This is a genomic window from Burkholderia metallica (genome assembly GCF_902832845.1).
Lineage (GTDB): Bacteria > Pseudomonadota > Gammaproteobacteria > Burkholderiales > Burkholderiaceae > Burkholderia > Burkholderia metallica.
On sequence record NZ_CADFDB010000007.1, the window covers coordinates 104,801 to 120,899 of the forward strand.

Here is a 16,099-nt window from a genome sequence, read left to right on the forward strand (position 1 = left end):
TTTTTCAATCGCTGAGGCGGAAGCGGCCTTCCAAAGCGCGGGCAACGCCTGATGGATCAGCCGCAGTGGCGCGCTATTCGTTCTGATAGTGGCGTCCCGATAGGTGTTCGATTAATTTTCAAATTCCTGACAGGCCGATCAGGTTCGAATATATAAATCAACCCAGTCATTGCGGAGAATCACCATGTCGAAGCGTCATTATGAAACGCCCATTCACGTCAAGTATCGCGATACGGATTCGATGGGGCATGTGAGCAGTCCCGTCTATTACGACTATCTGCAGCATTCGTACCTCTGCTACATGTTCGACCTCCTCGGCTTGCCGCGCAGCGAGAAGCTGCCGCACATCATGGTGAAGACGCAGTGCGAATACCTCGCGCCGGCGCAATTCGGCGACAACCTGACGATCCGCTCGAGCATCGTGCGCTTCGGCAGCAAGAGCTTCGATCTCGAACACCTGATGGAGCGCGACGATCAGACCATCGTTGCGCGCGGCATGTCGACGCACGTGATGTTTGACTACGCGAACAACACGACGCAGACCGTCCCCGACGAGTTCAAGGCACGCGTGCTCGAATTCCAGGGTTCGCTGTGACGCGCGCGTGCCATTCGGGGAGCGACACGTGAGCGCCGTGGTGGCGCGCGCCCGACGCAGGATCGGTGCGATCGTCGAACGGCGCGACGATCGCGCGATCGTGATCGTCCGGCATGCCGCGCACGCGTTGCTCGAGCCGGCCGCGCTCGAGCGGCACCGCGCGCTCGTCAGCCGCCACGAGGACGAACTCGAGGTGATGCTGCAGCCGTGCGGGGGCGCGTACGACGGTGTGCGGCCGCTGCTCGGGCGATTGCGGGATGCCGGCGTGACCGTCGCGCTCGATACGGCGACGCTCGCTCACGACGCGTCGCTGCTCGAGTTCGCGAGCTGGGTCACGCAGTGCGCGACGCCCGGCGAGACGCAGCCGCCAGGCGAAGACGCAACCGTGCCGCGCGGCGGGCTGTTCTGCGGCCTGGTCGTGCGCTGGCGCGATTGGCGCAACGGCTGGCGGCGGCCCGGACAGGACAACGCGCCGGAGCGTACGCCGCACGCCATCGCGGCGGAGGCGGCCGAACACATCGCGGCCGGCGACCCTGACGGGCAGGTGCTCGGCGCGCTGCTCGACGCCGATGACGCGGCCACCGACGCGGCGCTCGATACGCTGTCGGACGCGGTGCGCGCGCGGCGGATCTGTGCGGCGACGCGAGCCGGCTGGCCGCTCGCACGGCGGTTATGAGCGTCGTGCGAGCGGCGGCCGACGGGCGCGCCCTGCCCGCGCGTGCGTTTCTGGTTGGCCTGATGGGCGCGGGCAAATCGACGCTCGGCCGTGCGCTCGCGACATCGCTCGGCTGGGCGTTTGCCGATAGCGACGACGAGATCGAGCGGCGCACCGGCCGTTCGGTCGCCGCGCTGTTCGACAGCGTCGGCGAACGCGGCTTTCGGCTGCTCGAAACGCAAATCGTCGACGAACTGACACACCGGCCGAACGTCGTCGTGGCGACCGGCGGAGGCGCGATATTGAATCCGCGCACTCGCTCGCGCCTGAGCGAACGCGGCTGCGTGATCTACCTGCATGCGGACGCGGATGCGCTTTGGCGCCGTACGCGCGACGGCACGCACCGGCCGCTGCTGCAGGTGTCCGACCCGCGGCACACGCTCGCCGCGTTGTACCGGCTGCGCGACCCGCTGTATCGCGAATGTGCGCATGCGCTCGTCGATACGACCGCGCAGGGTGTCGCGCGCACGACGGCCGACGTGTTGGCGGTGCTGCTGGCGCGGGTCAGCGCGCCGGATTGACGGCGCGCGCAATGTGCGGCCGCTGCCCTGCTCTTGAATCGCATGGGCGCAATCCGGATTTTGAGCACCAGACGCGATTTTGAAATAGCGAGTTTTGTCCGGTAACAATGATGTTGTGATAAGAAAAGTTATCCTGATAACGTTGTTGCTTGATCCAACTCTTGTGTTCCGCAACCGAATAATCGGCTCGTCGGGCCACGAAAAAAGCGATCCCTTCGCGGTGTAGTCGTGGCTGCCGTGCTCTTCCGTACGCGCGCATCACGTCTCCGTATCGATCACGTCCGCCGGGAACGACCGATCGCCGGCAGCGAAACTCGCGGACGTCGCCAGAACGACGCGCGCCGTACCACTGCCGCAGCGCGCGTGTGAATCGAGGCAAGGCAAACGCGGGATTCCGCGAAGCACTCCGAGTCCGAGTGCATGTCGATACTTCAACGGTGACGGTGAAGGTATGGGGTTACTTGCGTCACGCCGCCAGCACGAGGCTGCCGCGCTCGGCGGCCACCCATCCCCGCACGCGTTTTCGCCCACCCTCCCGGTTTCATTGCGTGTCGAATATCAGGGATCGATCGCCGCAGAGCCTTGTCCGGCAACGCCGCACACGATCCAGATACATTGAAATACAAAATATCGGATGCGATTTAATCGAATGCGCTTGACGCGAGAGGCCGGCTCGACGAAACTCCATCGCATCCGATCTAATCGCATCGGAAACAAACCACCCAACCGACGGAGCAAATGATGAGCAAGATCGAAAAAGTGCTGTACACGGGCAAGACGCATACGACTTCGGGCGGCCGCGACGGCGCGGCGCGCAGTTCCGACGGCCGCCTCGACATCCAGTTGTCGTCGCCCGGCAGCGCCGGCAACGGCACCAACCCGGAGCAACTGTTCGCGGCCGGCTGGTCGGCCTGCTTCATCGGCGCGATGCAGCTTGCGGCGCGTGCCGCGAAGGTGACGCTGCCGGCCGATCTCGCGGTCGACGCCGAAGTGGATCTCGGCACCGCCGGCAACGCGTACTTCCTGCAGGCCCGGCTGAACGTGAGCGTGCCGGGGCTCGACCGTGACGTCGCGCGGCGCATCGTCGATGCCGCGCACGAGACCTGCCCGTATTCGAAGGCGACGCGCGGCAACATCGACGTCGACATCCGTCTCGCTTGAACGATGTATCGGGCGGCCACGGGCCGCCTGCCGACTCCCCGCTTTCCTTTCTTTCTATTTGAGGTGAATGATGAAAACCCGACTGATCGCCGCCCTTCTCGTCGCTGTTTCGGCCACGGTGGCCGCCCCGGCATTCTCCAGCGAAGCCGCCGTGACGCGTGCGCAGGTGCGCGCCGAACTCGCGCAATTGCAACAGGCCGGCTACCCGCTGAATCGCGCAACCGACGCAACCTATCCGGACGATCTGCAGGCCGCGCTCACGCGGATTCATGCGGCCGCGGCGGTCGCTGCGGTCGCCGACAACGAGCAGGCGTCCGGCTATGGCAGCAACGGCGACGCGGCAACGCAATCGGGCCGCCGGCATGCGCTCAGCGTGGCCGATCGCTCGGTGTATTTCGGTCACTGAGCGCGGCGCGTCGTCGAGTCGCGCCCCCTGAATTCCCTTCCATCCCTGTTCTGTCGAGGTAAATGATGAAAACCCAATTGATCGCCGCCGTTCTCGTCGCCGTCTCCGCTTGCGCCGCCGCACCGGCGTTCGCCACCGAAAGCACCGTGACCCGTGCGCAGGTGCGCGCCGAACTCGTGCAACTCGAAAAGGCCGGCTATCAGCCGGGCCGCGCGAACAATCCGCACTACCCGAATGACCTGCAGGCCGCGCTGACGCGGATTCACGCGAACGACCCCGCGATGGCGGATGCCGCAACGTCCGGTTACGGCAGCGATGCCGTCGCAGCGACGCAGTCGGGCAGCCGGCCCGCGACGCGGATCGCCGAACGCTCGATCTACTTCGGCCATTGAATGAGACCGCGAACGACGCCGGTTCCCGTCGCGAATGCAGGTTGCGCGGCGACGACCGGTGCTGCGGTGTGGCCCGGCGCGCCCGGCGGGCGCGTCATCGTCGACGTTTGCGCACAACACACGTCGAAGGGACATGCCGCACCCATATACGCGCCCATCGCAAGCATGGGCGCAATTCGTTGCTGCGGCGCTCTCAACACGGCGTAAGCGGGCATGACGATCGGCAGGTCGGGCGCGAGTGCGTGCAGCCCGTCGAAATCAGGCTGATCGCGCAAACCGGCGTCGGCGACATCATGCGGCGACGCGACGATCCCGCCGGCATACGAGTCCGGCAACGAAATCCCCACCAGTGCGCGCCCGAGCGCGAGCAGCGTGCCGGTCAGTGCCCGACCGAGCACGACGACACGTTGCGGTGATCGCGATGACCCGGACGCACGAGGTGCCGGCGTGACGAAACACGACATCGAATCCAGCGCGCGTGAACCGGACGGCGCGACGAACCGGTCGACGCGGCATCGCGCCCCCGCCCATCCGGTCTATGCTGTGCCACCGATACCTTCAATCGAGGAGCACCCGATGTCCGATGCAACGATCGGCAACGCGCGAGGCGGTGCGCACCCGCTAGACCGTGTGGTATGGAACGCGCTGACGGGCCGGCAGCGCCGCTTTGCGCTCGGCAACGACCGCGCATGGCGGTTTCCGGTCGCGATCGCGCCGTTTGCCGCGATCGACGACACGAGCGACGCATCGTTCGACGCGTTGCGCGCGCTGATCGCCGCACACGGGCCGGCGGCGCTGGTCACGCCGGACGAGATCGAGCCGCCGCCGGGATTGCACGCGATCCGGCGTGCGAACCTGTTGCAGATGGTGCGGCAGCGGACGCTCGATCCGGCGCCGGCGTCCTCGCATGTCACGCTCGGCGAAGCCGACGTGCCCGAGATGCTCGCGCTGACCGCGGCCGCGCAGCCGGGCCCGTTCGGCCCGCGCACGTTCGAGCTCGGCCGCTACATCGGCATTCGCAACGAAGGCCGGCTCGCCGCGATGGCCGGCGAGCGGATGCAGGTCGACGGGTATACCGAGATCAGCGCCGTGTGCGTGGATGCCGCGTTCCGGCGGCAAGGGCTTGCCGCGCGTCTGATGCGGTCGTTGATCGCGCAGATCGATGCGCGCGCGGAAACGCCGTTCCTGCACGTCCTCACGTCGAACCAGGTGGCGATCGAGCGCTATCTCGCACTCGGTTTCGCGGTCCGCCGCGAGATGCACCTGCTGGTGCTCGGCGACGCACACGCCTGACGACGCGGCCGGCGCACTGCACGCGCCGAGCCGCCGCCGGTGATCCGCGCGCTTATTCGTCGGTCGAGCGGATCAGGTTGCCGCGCAGCGTGACGATCGCCTTCTGCATCTTCGCGAACTCGTCCGACTTCAGCCCGGTGGCTTCGACGAGGTTCATGTCGAGCCCCTTCTCGCGCACGCGGCGGCCGCTTTTCGTCAGGCTGACGAGCACCTGACGTTCGTCCGACGGATCGCGGTGCCGCTCCAGATACCCCATTGCCTCGAGCTTCTTCAGGATCGGCGTCAGCGTATTGGATTCGAGGAACAGCTTCTCGCCGAGCTGGCCGACCGTCTGGTTGTCCTGCTCCCACAGCGCGATGATCGTGATGTACTGCGTGTACGTGAGCCCGAGTTCTTCGAGGATCGGCTTGTACGCCTTGCCGAACGCGAGGTTCGTCGAGTAGATCGCAAAGCACAGGAACTCGGACAGCTTCGGGGCGGCAGCGGATGGGGTTTCGGTCGGTTTCATGAACGTCCTCCAGCGACGCGAACGGCCGCAGATGGACGCATTATATATCGCATACGATCTTATCGGTAGCATGAAAATCGCTCTCGATGAACCGTCGCGGTGGCGCGATGCGGCCGGCGCACCGTCAGTCCGCCCTGCGGCGTTTGCCGGCCTGCACGCGGCTCGCCGACAGCAGCGTGCATTGCACCGGATGCGCGATTTCGGTCGCGAGCCCGCCTGCTGCGAACAGCAGGATCATCAGCCAGCGCTTCATGCGTCCTCCACGACCGAGAGGCTCGCGCCGTCGGCGACCGTCGCGTCGAGCGCGTACGGATCGACGCCGTCGAGGCAGCCGAGATTGACGCGCCAGCATACGGGGTCCTTGCGCGTCCGATGAAACGGATAGATGCCGCAATGGCGGCAGAAATAGTGACGGGCCGTGTGCGTGTTGAAGTGGTAGCAGGTCAGCGCGCTCTCGCCTTCGACGATCTTCAGGTCGGCGGCGGCGAACATCGGGCTCATCAGCGCACCGCGCCGGCGGCACAGGCTGCAGTTGCAGCGCATCGCCGGCGTAATCGCCGCCCGGACTTCGAACTGGACGGCCCCGCAATGGCAGGACCCTTTGAACCAGGTTGCAGACATGATGGACTCCCGACGAGGTCATGCCTGCTTTATAGCGGACGCCCGAATCCGCGATGTATCGCGATGTATCAGGGGCGCGCCCGGATACAGAACGTTGCAAATCGGCGGCGGACGGTGACGTCTCGGTGCGGCGATCGCGGCGTGTTCACCGGTCGCCGGCCGGTGCGTGCGATCCGCCGCCCGCGCTTCGGATGATCAAGCCAGCACGTGCCGCACCCGCTCGATCGCCGCCTGCGTTTCGCGTTCGAGCGTGGCGAACAGCTCGGCCGCCGGCAAGGATCGCGCGAGCGACGCCGCCTGCCCGGCCCACTGCGCGCCGTAGCCGAATTCGCCCTTCGCCTTCGCGGCCGCATGCAGCGCCTTGCCGGCGTCGTATGCGATCGGGTACGCGGGCGTGGCCGGCGCGCGCGGATCGTCGCCCAGCGCGGTCAGGCGGTTCGCGATGCCGCGCGCGAGCCGGCCGGAGATCGCGGCCGTGAAGGTCGTGCGGCGGGCCGCGTCGCCGAGCAGCGCGCGGCGATAACCGTCGTCGATCGACGTCTCCGGGCACGCGACGAATGCGGTGCCGAGCTGCGCGGCCTGCGCGCCGAGCGCGAGTGCGGCGGCGATGCCCTCGCCGTCCATGATGCCGCCGGCCGCGATCACCGGCACCGCGCATTCGCGCACGATCAGGCGCGTCAGCGCGAACGTGCCGAGGCGGTCGTCGTCGGTGGTCGAATCGAATACGCCGCGATGTCCGCCGGCCTCGATGCCCTGCGCGACGATCGCGTCGATGCCGGCGGCGGCGATGCAGTGTGCCTCGTCGAGATTCGTCGCGGTCGCGAACAGCGTGATGCCCGCACGCTTCAATGTCGCGATCGCCTCGTCGGACGGCAACCCGAAATGGAAGCTGACGACGGCGGGTTTCTCGTCGAGCAGCATTGCGAGCATCGCGTCGTCGGCGACGAAGCTCGTGTAGATCTCCGACAGCGATGCGGGCGGCGTCGCGCCGTATTCGCGGAACGCCGGCGCGAGCCAGTCGAGCCACGCGCGTTCGACGGCGGCGTCGGCTTGCGCCGGGCTGTGGCAGAACACGTTGATGTTGAACGGCTGGCCGGTGAGCGCGCGCGTGTCGCGGATCATCTTGCGCGCGCCGTCGGCATTCGTCGCGCCGACGCCGAGCGAGCCGAGCCCGCCCGCGTTCGACACGGCGGCAGCCAGCGCCGGCGTGCTGACGCCGGCCATCGGCGCCTGGACGATCGGTGCGCGGATGCCGAGCGTGCGCAACAGCGTCCGGTTGTCGGTCGATGGATTCATGTTGCTTGCCTCCTGTTGGCAGCCGAAGCGCGAATGCGCCGCGCTGCGCTGTGTTGGCCTTGCGTATCGGATTGCCGGCTTCACCCGTAGGATAGCGGACGGAGAAACCGCATCCAAGGCTGTCGGCGTGCAGCGTTCGCCGAGCACTGCGGCCGACATTCGAGCGGCTCCGCTGTCGAACCAGCGACACCGTCACAGCACGCGTGACGGATTCATCGGCGTCACACGCGGTGCCGATGCGCGACCGCTGCCGGACTGCGGTGTGCGGTTCGACGCGACGCGCACGCGCGGGTCGGGCGTCCAGCACGTGAAAAAGACGCGCGCCGCGATGCGTGCGACCCACGTCACGACCGGCCTGTCGGTGCGCCTGTTGTGCCCACGCCGGCGCTCACGCCACGGATCTCATGGTTTTCCCGGGATGCCGGTTGCATGGACGCGCAATTGGCTCCGGTGCGCTGCCGTGCGCCGCGCAGGCTGCACGGCCCTGCCGCGCACCGGCTGGCCGCCGTCTGCTCCGCACCCTTTCTGCGCAGGAAAGGATCCTTGAAGCATCCGCAATTATCACGTGCGGCGGAATTGCCCACCATGTGTCGGACGATCGGTACGGCCCGCGTGATCGGCTCTTTCACGGGCCTTGCGGCGCCTGCCGCCGCGTCATGCGACCGGATGCATCGCGCCGGTCGCGAAAGGCCGGGTTCCGCGCCGCGGCATATCGATAAATCAGGAGACACGATGAACAGCCCTTCCCTCGATCTCGGCGGCAACGCGGGCGGCCCCGCGTCCGCGCGACCGCCGACTGCCGCCGCCGGCAGAGCCGATGCGTCGGCCCTGCCCGCCCGCCGCGTCACGCTCGGCGATTTCATGGACGACCTGCCGGTGAGCGCGTTGCACCGGTTCGTCGTCTGGGTGATCGGCATCGCGCTGTTTTTCGACATGTACGAGATCTTTCTCGTCAGCACGATCGGCTCCGCGCTGCAGAACGAGTACGGGCTGAGCCGGCAGAGCACCGATTTCAAGCTGCTGCTGGCCTCGGCGTTCATCGGCATGTTCGTCGGCGCGATGTGCCTCGGCAGCCTCGCGGACCGCATCGGCCGGCGCAAGGCGTTCCTGCTGACGCTCACGTGGTACAGCGCGTTCTCGCTGGTCGGCGCGTTTTCGGTGAATGCCGACATGCTCGTCGCGTGCCGGTTCCTGACCGGCATCGGCGTCGGCGCGATCTATCCGGTCGCCGACAGCTTCCTGTCCGAGATCCTGCCGAAAGACAAGCGCGGACGGCTCGCCGCGTGGGCCTATACGACCTCGTATGTCGCGGTGCCGCTCGTCGGCTTCCTCGCGCTGTGGCTCAATCCGTTGCACGTGGGCGGCGTGGCCGGCTGGCGCGTCATTCTCGCGATCGGCAGCCTCGGCGCCGTCTACGTGCTGCTCGTCCAGCACCGGCTGCCGGAGAGCCCGCGCTGGCTGCTCGCGCAGGGGCGCACCGCCGACGCGCACGCGGCCGTGCGGCGCTTTGCGCAAGGCACCGGCGTGCGCGTGCCCGATCGGTTCGCGGAACCGGTCGAGCCGCAGCGGCCGCTCGGGCTCGGCGAGCGCATCGCGCTGCTGCGGCGTGAGCCGTACGGCGCGCGCTACCTGATGCTCGCGATCTTTCACCTGTTCCAGGGCTTCGGCTATTACGGCTTCGGTACGCTGGCCGGTACGGTCGTGAAGAGCCGCGGCTTCGACGTGACGGACAGCACGCTGTTCATCGCGCTGTCGTTCATCGGCTATCCGGTCGGCTCGCTGCTGTCGATTCCGCTGCTCAACTGGATCGAACGCCGTACGCTCGTGATCGCGTCGATCCTGTCGATCGCCGCGTTCGGGCTGTGCTTCGCGTATTCGGGCAATACGGTACTGATCGTCGGGTTCGGATTCCTGACGACCTGCGCGTCGAACGTATTCAGCAACGCGTATCACGTGTACCAGGCGGAGATTTTCCCGGCGCGCGTGCGCTCGACGGCGATCGGTAGTACCTATGCGCTGTCGCGGATCGTCAGCGGCGGGTTGCCGTTTGTGTTGCTGCCGGTGCTCGCGAGTTACGGCGCCGGTGCGATGTTCGGCGTGATTTCGTTCGCGCTGGGTATCGTCGCCGTCACGCTGCGCATGCTCGGGCCGCTGACGACGCGGCGCAGCCAGGATGAAATCAATCCGGTTTGAACGCCGGTCGATGCGGGGGCGCGGGAACGCGCTCACGCATGCGTGCGCCAGACGACGGAGGGTGAAATCCGCAGCGGGAGGCCCGTCGATCGACGGCTGCGCTGTTCAGTCCGGGGCGCTGTGGCAGGAACGCTGCGACGCCATGCCCGCCTCGGAAACGACGACCGTGAATTCGATCCCCGATTCGAAATCCAGCGTCGTGGTCGAGAACCGCGGATCGTCATCGAGGTAGCGCTTGTACGGTCGAACGGCATCCTCGGCCGTGTACATGTTGTCGGCCAGGACGACCGATCCCGGGCGCAGCAGGCGCTCGACGGCCTTGAACACCGTCAGGTAGGTGTCGGCCCAGACGTCGATGAACACCATGTCGAACGCGCCGTCCAGTGCGGCCACGGTCTCGAATACATCGCCTTCCCGCACGTCGACATACGCGTCCAGGCCCGCCGTTCGGACGTGCTCGCGCAAACGTGCGCACTTGAGCGCATCGCGTTTGGTCGCGACGACCGTGCCGCGGCCCAGCGTGCGCAGCGCGTCGGCGAAATACAGCGTGGACACGCCGCACGAACTGCCGAGTTCGAGGATGCGCGCCGGCCGTTGCGACAGCACCATGTTGCGCAAGAATCCGCCCGTTTCCGGCGACACGGCCAACGACAGCGGGCTGCCTGCCGGCGACTCGAAATCGTCGGTGAACAATCCGAGCGTTTCGAGAAACCGCCCGCGCAGACGGGGGGCGATCGCTTCGTATTCGTCGGCCAGCGACAGGAAATCCTCGTTCGATCCCTGGAACTGTGCGCGGGCACGGGCGACGATTTCGGTGCGGCTCTCGTCGTGGAGCCGTTGCAGAAGCGCGAGCGTGGGTGAAGCCATGTGCAGTCCTTGATGAAATGAATCCTGTCGACGAGGGTTGGAGCGACCGCCGCTTTCGTCGGCGGCTCCGCGCCGTCGTTCGATATCGACGAACGACGAACGCCGCTAGGCGAGCCGCGCGAGCGTGATCGCACGTTCGGGACACGCGGTCACACACAGTCCGCATGACCGGCAGGCCTGCGCGTTCGGCGTGTACGCGACTTTCATCCCATGTACGCGCAGTTTCACGCGATGCATCAGGCCGAGGCCGGCATAATCGGCGTGGTCGATGCGCCGGATCTCGAACACGTTCTCGGGACACACCGCGACGCAATCGCCCTTGCCTTCGCAACGTTTCAGATCGATGACCGGCGCTATCACGCCCGGCGGCTGTTTGCAGTTGCCCGCTGATGGTTCGCGCACGTTCACTCTCCCGCGGGCCGGTTGCCGCCGGAGCGCCACGCGCTGCGAAACTGCTCGCGCTCCTCGGGTGTCATGGATTCCCACTTGCGCCAGTGCCGCCGGCCGCGCCAGCCGTGGTGCCCGCGGAATCCGCCGAACAGGATGCGGCTCAACACGAGCAGGCCCAGCGCATGGGCGAAGTCGATCGTGCGGGCGCCGACGAACAGCGCCGGAATCACCCAGTTCCACAACATCATGACGACCCATCCGAGCACGCCGATGGCGATCACCGCGAGCAGCGCCTTGCCTGCACATCTGATTCGAAACTTCATCTGTCGACTCCTCTAGGTATTGTCCAGTTCGTCATAAACGGGCTGCAGCCGCGCACGCAGATGCAAGACCGCATAGCGTTTGCGAGCGAGCAGCGTATTGAGCGCGACACCGCTTTGCGCGGCCATCTCCTTGAAGGAGCGGCCCTCCAGTTCGTGCGCGATGAATACGTCGCGCTGATTCGCCGGCAACTCGTCGAGCGCATCCTGCAACGCGCCGAGCAACACCGTGCGGGCATAGCGCGCGTCGGGGCCGGTGTCATGCGCCGGCAGCACGAGGTCCAGGCGATATTCGCTGTCCGCGTCGTCGTCGGTGTCGAACAGTTCGGCGAGCGGCTGCTCCTTCTTCTTGCGAAAGCGATCGACGATGCGGTTGCGCGCGGCCCGGAACAGCCACGCGCTCGCCTGTTCGATCGGCGCCGGCAGCCGGTACGCCTGGACGAATTCGTGAAACACGTCCTGAAGGATGTCCTCGGCATCGTCCGGGTCGCGAATCCGACGCCGGATGAAGCTCACGAGCCTCGTTCGTTCACGCATCACTATCGCGGTGATGTCGCGGTCTGGGTCGGTCATCGTGCGTGAAGTGAGTGGCGATTCCATGCGCCTGGAGACGTTTCAGGCGCGCGAATATTGTGTCGAGGGTGAAAATTTACTGCGTGAATGGAGCGGCTGTCTGAGTAGCGTCGTGTGCGCGGCCGAGCCAGCGGGAATACGCGTTTCGTTCGGCCCGCAAGTCAGCATCGATATAAGGGGGCGCGATGTAAAGATGATGAAAGGTGCGTGTCGGCGGCGGCGGTCGAGCCCACGCGCCTATCGTGTTCCGATACGCGGTATCCGGCCGGACTGTGGGCAGGTCGGTTTCATGCCCCGGCCCCACCCCTTTGCCGACATGGCGAGTCAAGAATTCAACGCCGCAAAGCTGACATGCGAGCACGACGCGCTTCGCCGACTGCCATTCAGGCCGATTCACCCCACCCTCGCGCGCCTCCGACGCCAAGGCGATCGCTTCGAAATGGCCGAGACCGAGTGAAAACGTTCAGCGAACTGTTTGTGCGAGCGAGGCTCCGCGTTTCACGAAGCCTCGATCCAGATCGGCTCCGCAGGATGGTGCTCTCGCATTGCGTCGACGGCTTGCGCCATTTCCCGGGCGTCCGCCGCACGCACGTGGCCGGTGAAATCCGTGACAAGCATGCCCATGGAGCGAAGCGCAGCCAACGCTTCGTCAGACAGGACGCCGGCGTTCACCCACAGCCGGTGCGCAGGGTCATCGCGCCAGAGTCGTTCGAATGCCGCGACTCCGGGCTTGGAGCAGGCAAAAAACACCATCTGCATCTCCATCGTTGCGTGCGGCCGGCGTGCCGGGTCGATCCTGTCGCTGACCGACCGCATTCACCGCGCCGACATGAAATCGAACAGCTTCGCGACATCCGTCGTCAACACGCTGCCGGCCTTCACGCCGACCCACAGCGTTCTCGTCGCCCACGCATCGTCGAGCGTGACGACCCCGAGCCGCGCTGCGCGCTCGCCGGTCACCGCATCGCGCGGCAGGATGCCGATCCCGAGCCCCGCCTCGATCATCCGGCTCACGCCGTCGAAGTTCGATACCTGGATCCGCAGCTTCAGCGAACGCTCGGCCGCGAATGCCGCGTCGGTCATCCGTGCGAGCAGCGAGCTGCCGTCGCTGAGCCCAACGTAATCCTCGTCGAGCGTCTCCGCGAAACGGATGCTGTCGCGCGCGGCGAACCGGTGCGTGCGCGGCACGAGCAGCACGAGTTCGTCGCGCCGGTACAGGCGCCGTTCGATGCCGGGCGCCGGCACGTTGTCGGCGAACACACCGAGGTCGGCCTTGCCGGATGCGAGCGCGTCGACGATCTCGTGACTCAGCCGCTCCTCGAGGCTCACCTTGATGCCCGGATGGCCGGTGAGGAACGCGGCGAGATCGGCGGGCAGGAACTGGACGATCGCGGACGTGTTGGTCCACACGTGGATGTGGCCGCGCACGCCGGCGACGTAGTCGCTCATCTCGTGCGCCATCCGGTTGACCTGCTCGATCACCTTCGCCGCATGGTCGAGCAGCGCACGGCCCGCGGGTGTCAGCTCGACACCGCGCGCGTGCCGGACGAACAGCGCACTGCCCGTCACGCTTTCGAGTTCGGCGATCCGCTTGCTGACCGCGGACAGCGTGAGCTGGCCGTGCTCGGCCGCTTTCGTCAGGCTGCCGTGCTCGGCGACGAGCGCGAACACGCGCAGCGACTGCAGATCGAAATGAAGCGGGTTCACCATGTCGTGGGTCCAGGATGGGCCATGCCGGCGAGTGCATGCGTCTTGGCGCGGCCTGACACCGGTCATACGCCCGGCCGCGTGAGCGCGGCACGGCGAGGCTAGCGCGGCGCGATCGCCTGCAATGCCGTGAGCATCGCACCGTCCGGCTTCGCGAGATCGTCGAGCACGTCGAAGTGCTGCATGCCCGGCAATCCGACACAGGCGATCCGTTCGCCGGCCGCTTCGCATGCCGCCGCATAGTCGCGTGCCTGCCGGACGAGTTCCGGCAACTCGGCATTGCCGACCGCGACGACTGTCGGCGCGCCGGGCCCGACATCGTGCAACGGGCTGTATGCATCGATTTCGCGTGCGGTGAGCTGCAGCTTGTCGTTCAGGCAACACAGCGAGATCGGTTCGAGATCGACGAGCGGGCTGATCGCGAGCGCCGCCACGACGGCCGGATGCGCGCGGTATACGGCCGTCAGGTGACCGCCGGCCGAATGGCCGCTCAGGTGGATCGGCCGCTTCGCGGTGCCGATGCCGTCGGGATCGTTCGCGAGGTAATCGAGCAGCGCGCCGATCTCGGCGACGATGTCGGTCATCGTCGCGACCGGCGCGAGCGTGTATTCGGCGAGTATCGCGTCGAAACCGCGTGCGAGCGGCCCGCTCGCCGCATACGCGAAATCCTCTTTCGCGCAGTGCTGCCAGTAGCCGCCGTGGATGAACACGAACAGCGGCGCATCGGGTGCGCCGCACGACAGCCAGTCGAAACGCTGCGCGGGTCGTGCGCCGTAACGCAGATTGCGCCGGCCGGGCGCGGCTTCGTAAAGCGCCGCGCTGCGCGCCTGCATCGACGCCAGCAGCGCCGGGAAATCGGGCACCGCTTTCGTGTTCAGATAGGCGGCGTCGAGCGCCGCGCGGTCCATGCCGCGATAGAGGATCGTCATCGGGAATCTCCTGGGTCGGGTTGCGAAAGCGCGCACGCAAGCATCGCGCGCCGTGCGCAGCGGGTCTCGCGTCCGCCGGTGCACGCATTATCCGCGGCGCGGCACGGGCCGGCTATCCGGAATCGGCGAGCGCGGGAACCGGCTGTCCGTTTTCGGCGGGAGAGCGGCGCGGCATGCGGTCTGGCCTGCGCGACCCGGGCCGCATGCACGGCTGCACGACAGGCGCCGGCGATGCGCCGCCGGTCAGATCGGCTCGGCAATCTCGATCAGGTTCAGGTCGGGATCGCGCACATAGACCGAGCGGATCTTCTGCGTCGCGCCCGTGCGCTCGACGGGCCCTTCGACGATCGGCCATGCGACGCGCTTCAGGTGCGCGATCACGTCGTCGAGCGGTACCGACGCGATGAAACACAGGTCGAGCGCGCCGGGCACCGGCACATGGGCCTTCGGTTCGAATTCCGCGCCGCGCACGTGCAGGTTGATCTTCTGGTTGCCGAAGCGGAACGCGATCCGGCCGGCGCCGAAGGTTTCGAGCCGCATCTGCAGCACTTCGGTGTAGAAATGCGTGGTCCGGTCGGGATCGACGCAGGTCAGCACGAGATGGTCGAGGTGGTCGATCAGCGCCATGAGGTTCGCTCCAGTGGGTCGTTCACGAGAAAGCGCGTTGCGCGGGCATGTCGCCGGCGTCCGCGCGCGGCGACGGATGAAGGTCCGAGCGGCGCCCGGCCTTCAGGATCTGGCTCGGCACGTCGTGACCGATCAGCGAAGGCAGCCGGGCCGACGCGGCCAGCACGGCCGCGAGATCGACGCCCGTGTCGTAGCCGTCGAGTTCGAGCATGTGCACGAGTTCCTCGGTGCACGCGTTGCCGGTCGCGCCCGGCGCGTACGGGCAGCCGCCCAGCCCGCCGAGCGACGCGTCGAAGCGGTCGATGCCGGCGTCGAGCGCCGCGAGCGTGTTCGCGAGCGCCATCCCGCGCGTGTTGTGGAAGTGCAGCGTGAGCTGCCGCGCGCCGAAGCGCTCGCGGGCACGTGCGCACAGGTCCCCCACCTGCGACGGAAACGCCATGCCCGTCGTGTCGCACAGCGTGAAGCCGTGCACGCCGAGATCCGCGAAGCGCTGCATCCATGCGAGCACGCCTTCGGCCGGTACGTCGCCTTCCATCGGGCAGCCCATCGCGGTCGACAGCGACACGTTGATCGCGACACCTGAACCGCGTACCGCGTCGATCACGTCGCGCAACTGCGCGAACGACTGCTCGCGCGTCATCCTCAGGTTCGCGCGGTTGTGGCTTTCGCTCATCGACATCACGAGGTTTACTTCGTCGACGCCGCACGACAGCGCGCGCTCGGCGCCGCGCACGTTCGGCACGAGCACCGTATAGACGACACCCGGTGCGCGCGCGATGCCGTGCATCACGGCCTCCGCGTCGCGCAGCGCGGGGATCGCCTTCGGCGACGTGAACGACGTGACCTCGATCTTCGCGTAGCCGCAGGCGCTCAGCGCATCGACGAGCGCGATCTTGTCGTCGGTGTCGACGAACGCCGCTTCATTCTGGAAGCCGTCGCGCGTCGCGACCTCGTGGAGGTAGAGCCGTTTGCGTGGTCCGTTCAT

23 protein-coding genes are annotated in these 16,099 nt (G+C 67.0%); 9 read left to right on the forward strand and 14 right to left on the reverse strand.

Annotated features, from left to right (window positions below):
• The first annotated feature begins 184 nt into the window (after positions 1-184).
• The 6 genes from HWX08_RS20250 (at position 185) to HWX08_RS20275 (ending at position 3,790) form a co-directional block, all read left to right on the forward strand.
• On the forward strand, positions 185-595 hold the full coding sequence (locus HWX08_RS20250) for an acyl-CoA thioesterase (protein WP_060084907.1): 411 nt from the start codon (positions 185-187) through the stop codon (positions 593-595).
• 28 nt (positions 596-623) lie between these two features.
• Complete coding sequence (locus HWX08_RS20255) at positions 624-1,271, forward strand: hypothetical protein (protein WP_174922669.1); 648 nt, start codon at positions 624-626, stop codon at positions 1,269-1,271.
• Complete coding sequence (locus tag HWX08_RS20260; RefSeq protein ID WP_174922668.1) at positions 1,268-1,831, forward strand: shikimate kinase; 564 nt, start codon at positions 1,268-1,270, stop codon at positions 1,829-1,831. The genes HWX08_RS20255 and HWX08_RS20260 overlap by 4 nt, the downstream gene beginning before the upstream one ends.
• 741 nt (positions 1,832-2,572) lie before the next feature.
• Entirely contained in the window at positions 2,573-2,992 is a 420-nt protein-coding gene (locus tag HWX08_RS20265; protein WP_174922667.1) for an organic hydroperoxide resistance protein, read from the forward strand.
• Positions 2,993-3,062: 70 nt separating this feature from the next.
• The gene (locus HWX08_RS20270; RefSeq protein WP_174922666.1) at positions 3,063-3,398 is read left to right on the forward strand and encodes a DUF4148 domain-containing protein; all 336 of its coding nucleotides are present in this window, start codon (positions 3,063-3,065) and stop codon (positions 3,396-3,398) included.
• A gap of 65 nt (positions 3,399-3,463) precedes the next feature.
• Positions 3,464-3,790, forward strand: coding sequence for a DUF4148 domain-containing protein (locus HWX08_RS20275; RefSeq protein ID WP_069258009.1), 327 nt, complete (start codon positions 3,464-3,466; stop codon positions 3,788-3,790).
• Here HWX08_RS20275 and HWX08_RS20280 read toward each other — a convergent pair.
• Positions 3,775-4,254 (reverse strand): TroA family protein, encoded by a 480-nt coding sequence (locus tag HWX08_RS20280; protein WP_175807047.1) that lies wholly within the window; start codon positions 4,252-4,254, stop codon positions 3,775-3,777. The two genes, HWX08_RS20275 and HWX08_RS20280, sit on opposite strands and share 16 nt — an antisense overlap.
• A gap of 112 nt (positions 4,255-4,366) precedes the next feature.
• Between HWX08_RS20280 and HWX08_RS20285 the strand changes: the two genes are divergently transcribed.
• On the forward strand, positions 4,367-5,083 hold the full coding sequence (locus tag HWX08_RS20285; protein ID WP_174922664.1) for a GNAT family N-acetyltransferase: 717 nt from the start codon (positions 4,367-4,369) through the stop codon (positions 5,081-5,083).
• A gap of 52 nt (positions 5,084-5,135) precedes the next feature.
• Here HWX08_RS20285 and HWX08_RS20290 read toward each other — a convergent pair whose 3' ends face one another.
• The 4 genes from HWX08_RS20290 to HWX08_RS20300 all read right to left on the reverse strand — a co-directional run bounded on the left by HWX08_RS20290 (position 5,136) and on the right by HWX08_RS20300 (position 7,508).
• Positions 5,136-5,591, reverse strand: a complete 456-nt coding sequence (locus HWX08_RS20290; RefSeq protein ID WP_069256702.1) for a MarR family winged helix-turn-helix transcriptional regulator — start codon at positions 5,589-5,591, stop codon at positions 5,136-5,138.
• Positions 5,592-5,715: 124 nt separating this feature from the next.
• A complete protein-coding gene (locus HWX08_RS34620) occupies positions 5,716-5,844 on the reverse strand; it encodes a hypothetical protein (RefSeq protein WP_257785851.1) in 129 nt (42 codons plus the stop codon).
• Positions 5,841-6,212, reverse strand: a complete 372-nt coding sequence (locus HWX08_RS20295; protein WP_174922663.1) for a GFA family protein — start codon at positions 6,210-6,212, stop codon at positions 5,841-5,843. The genes HWX08_RS34620 and HWX08_RS20295 overlap by 4 nt, the downstream gene beginning before the upstream one ends.
• Positions 6,213-6,407: 195 nt before the next feature.
• Positions 6,408-7,508, reverse strand: coding sequence for an NAD(P)H-dependent flavin oxidoreductase (locus HWX08_RS20300; protein ID WP_174922662.1), 1,101 nt, complete (start codon positions 7,506-7,508; stop codon positions 6,408-6,410).
• Positions 7,509-8,240: 732 nt separating this feature from the next.
• Between HWX08_RS20300 and HWX08_RS20305 the strand changes: the two genes are divergently transcribed.
• Positions 8,241-9,701 (forward strand): MFS transporter, encoded by a 1,461-nt coding sequence (locus tag HWX08_RS20305; protein ID WP_174922661.1) that lies wholly within the window; start codon positions 8,241-8,243, stop codon positions 9,699-9,701.
• 105 nt (positions 9,702-9,806) lie between these two features.
• Here HWX08_RS20305 and HWX08_RS20310 read toward each other — a convergent pair whose 3' ends face one another.
• The 4 genes from HWX08_RS20310 to HWX08_RS20325 all read right to left on the reverse strand — a co-directional run bounded on the left by HWX08_RS20310 (position 9,807) and on the right by HWX08_RS20325 (position 11,878).
• Positions 9,807-10,568: an O-methyltransferase gene (locus HWX08_RS20310; protein WP_174922660.1), complete on the reverse strand. Its 762-nt coding sequence runs from the start codon at positions 10,566-10,568 to the stop codon at positions 9,807-9,809.
• A gap of 105 nt (positions 10,569-10,673) precedes the next feature.
• The gene (locus HWX08_RS20315; RefSeq protein ID WP_174922675.1) at positions 10,674-10,970 is read right to left on the reverse strand and encodes a 4Fe-4S dicluster domain-containing protein; all 297 of its coding nucleotides are present in this window, start codon (positions 10,968-10,970) and stop codon (positions 10,674-10,676) included.
• Between the two features lie 2 nt (positions 10,971-10,972).
• Positions 10,973-11,281 carry a hypothetical protein gene (locus tag HWX08_RS20320; RefSeq protein WP_174922659.1) on the reverse strand — a complete coding sequence of 103 codons (309 nt, stop codon included), beginning with the start codon at positions 11,279-11,281 and terminating at the stop codon, positions 10,973-10,975.
• A gap of 12 nt (positions 11,282-11,293) precedes the next feature.
• Positions 11,294-11,878, reverse strand: a complete 585-nt coding sequence (locus HWX08_RS20325) for an RNA polymerase sigma factor (RefSeq protein WP_174922658.1) — start codon at positions 11,876-11,878, stop codon at positions 11,294-11,296.
• Between HWX08_RS20325 and HWX08_RS20330 the strand changes: the two genes are divergently transcribed.
• The gene (locus HWX08_RS20330) at positions 11,784-12,308 is read left to right on the forward strand and encodes a hypothetical protein (protein WP_174922640.1); all 525 of its coding nucleotides are present in this window, start codon (positions 11,784-11,786) and stop codon (positions 12,306-12,308) included. The genes HWX08_RS20325 and HWX08_RS20330 overlap by 95 nt on opposite strands.
• Positions 12,309-12,349: 41 nt before the next feature.
• On the opposite strand, the gene HWX08_RS20335 is transcribed toward HWX08_RS20330, so the two are convergent.
• The 5 genes from HWX08_RS20335 to HWX08_RS20355 form a co-directional block, all read right to left on the reverse strand.
• A complete protein-coding gene (locus HWX08_RS20335) occupies positions 12,350-12,667 on the reverse strand; it encodes a hypothetical protein (protein WP_174922657.1) in 318 nt (105 codons plus the stop codon).
• Positions 12,668-13,561: a LysR family transcriptional regulator gene (locus tag HWX08_RS20340; RefSeq protein WP_107314499.1), complete on the reverse strand. Its 894-nt coding sequence runs from the start codon at positions 13,559-13,561 to the stop codon at positions 12,668-12,670.
• Positions 13,562-13,659: 98 nt separating this feature from the next.
• Complete coding sequence (locus HWX08_RS20345; RefSeq protein ID WP_174922656.1) at positions 13,660-14,487, reverse strand: alpha/beta hydrolase; 828 nt, start codon at positions 14,485-14,487, stop codon at positions 13,660-13,662.
• A 243-nt stretch (positions 14,488-14,730) separates the two neighbouring features.
• Positions 14,731-15,114 (reverse strand): VOC family protein, encoded by a 384-nt coding sequence (locus HWX08_RS20350; protein ID WP_069256693.1) that lies wholly within the window; start codon positions 15,112-15,114, stop codon positions 14,731-14,733.
• 22 nt (positions 15,115-15,136) lie between these two features.
• Positions 15,137-16,099, reverse strand: coding sequence for a hydroxymethylglutaryl-CoA lyase (locus HWX08_RS20355; protein WP_174922655.1), 963 nt, complete (start codon positions 16,097-16,099; stop codon positions 15,137-15,139).

Bases quoted from the DNA above. Each gene is read 5' to 3' on its own strand.
- HWX08_RS20355 (WP_174922655.1), bottom strand. From the start codon at position 16,099: ATGAACGGACCACGCAAACGGCTCTACCTCCACGAGGTCGCGACGCGC.
- HWX08_RS20285 (WP_174922664.1), top strand. From the start codon at position 4,367: ATGTCCGATGCAACGATCGGCAACGCGCGAGGCGGTGCGCACCCGCTA.
- HWX08_RS20250 (WP_060084907.1), top strand. From the start codon at position 185: ATGTCGAAGCGTCATTATGAAACGCCCATTCACGTCAAGTATCGCGAT.
- HWX08_RS20300 (WP_174922662.1), bottom strand. From the start codon at position 7,508: ATGAATCCATCGACCGACAACCGGACGCTGTTGCGCACGCTCGGCATC.
- HWX08_RS20310 (WP_174922660.1), bottom strand. From the start codon at position 10,568: ATGGCTTCACCCACGCTCGCGCTTCTGCAACGGCTCCACGACGAGAGC.
- HWX08_RS20335 (WP_174922657.1), bottom strand. From the start codon at position 12,667: ATGCGGTCGGTCAGCGACAGGATCGACCCGGCACGCCGGCCGCACGCA.
- HWX08_RS20350 (WP_069256693.1), bottom strand. From the start codon at position 15,114: ATGGCGCTGATCGACCACCTCGACCATCTCGTGCTGACCTGCGTCGAT.
- HWX08_RS20275 (WP_069258009.1), top strand. From the start codon at position 3,464: ATGAAAACCCAATTGATCGCCGCCGTTCTCGTCGCCGTCTCCGCTTGC.
- HWX08_RS20260 (WP_174922668.1), top strand. From the start codon at position 1,268: ATGAGCGTCGTGCGAGCGGCGGCCGACGGGCGCGCCCTGCCCGCGCGT.
- HWX08_RS20345 (WP_174922656.1), bottom strand. From the start codon at position 14,487: ATGACGATCCTCTATCGCGGCATGGACCGCGCGGCGCTCGACGCCGCC.
- HWX08_RS20305 (WP_174922661.1), top strand. From the start codon at position 8,241: ATGAACAGCCCTTCCCTCGATCTCGGCGGCAACGCGGGCGGCCCCGCG.
- HWX08_RS34620 (WP_257785851.1), bottom strand. From the start codon at position 5,844: ATGAAGCGCTGGCTGATGATCCTGCTGTTCGCAGCAGGCGGGCTCGCG.
- HWX08_RS20295 (WP_174922663.1), bottom strand. From the start codon at position 6,212: ATGTCTGCAACCTGGTTCAAAGGGTCCTGCCATTGCGGGGCCGTCCAG.
- HWX08_RS20270 (WP_174922666.1), top strand. From the start codon at position 3,063: ATGAAAACCCGACTGATCGCCGCCCTTCTCGTCGCTGTTTCGGCCACG.
- HWX08_RS20290 (WP_069256702.1), bottom strand. From the start codon at position 5,591: ATGAAACCGACCGAAACCCCATCCGCTGCCGCCCCGAAGCTGTCCGAG.
- HWX08_RS20320 (WP_174922659.1), bottom strand. From the start codon at position 11,281: ATGAAGTTTCGAATCAGATGTGCAGGCAAGGCGCTGCTCGCGGTGATC.
- HWX08_RS20330 (WP_174922640.1), top strand. From the start codon at position 11,784: ATGAAGCTCACGAGCCTCGTTCGTTCACGCATCACTATCGCGGTGATG.
- HWX08_RS20280 (WP_175807047.1), bottom strand. From the start codon at position 4,254: ATGTCGTGTTTCGTCACGCCGGCACCTCGTGCGTCCGGGTCATCGCGA.
- HWX08_RS20265 (WP_174922667.1), top strand. From the start codon at position 2,573: ATGAGCAAGATCGAAAAAGTGCTGTACACGGGCAAGACGCATACGACT.
- HWX08_RS20325 (WP_174922658.1), bottom strand. From the start codon at position 11,878: ATGGAATCGCCACTCACTTCACGCACGATGACCGACCCAGACCGCGAC.
- HWX08_RS20340 (WP_107314499.1), bottom strand. From the start codon at position 13,561: ATGGTGAACCCGCTTCATTTCGATCTGCAGTCGCTGCGCGTGTTCGCG.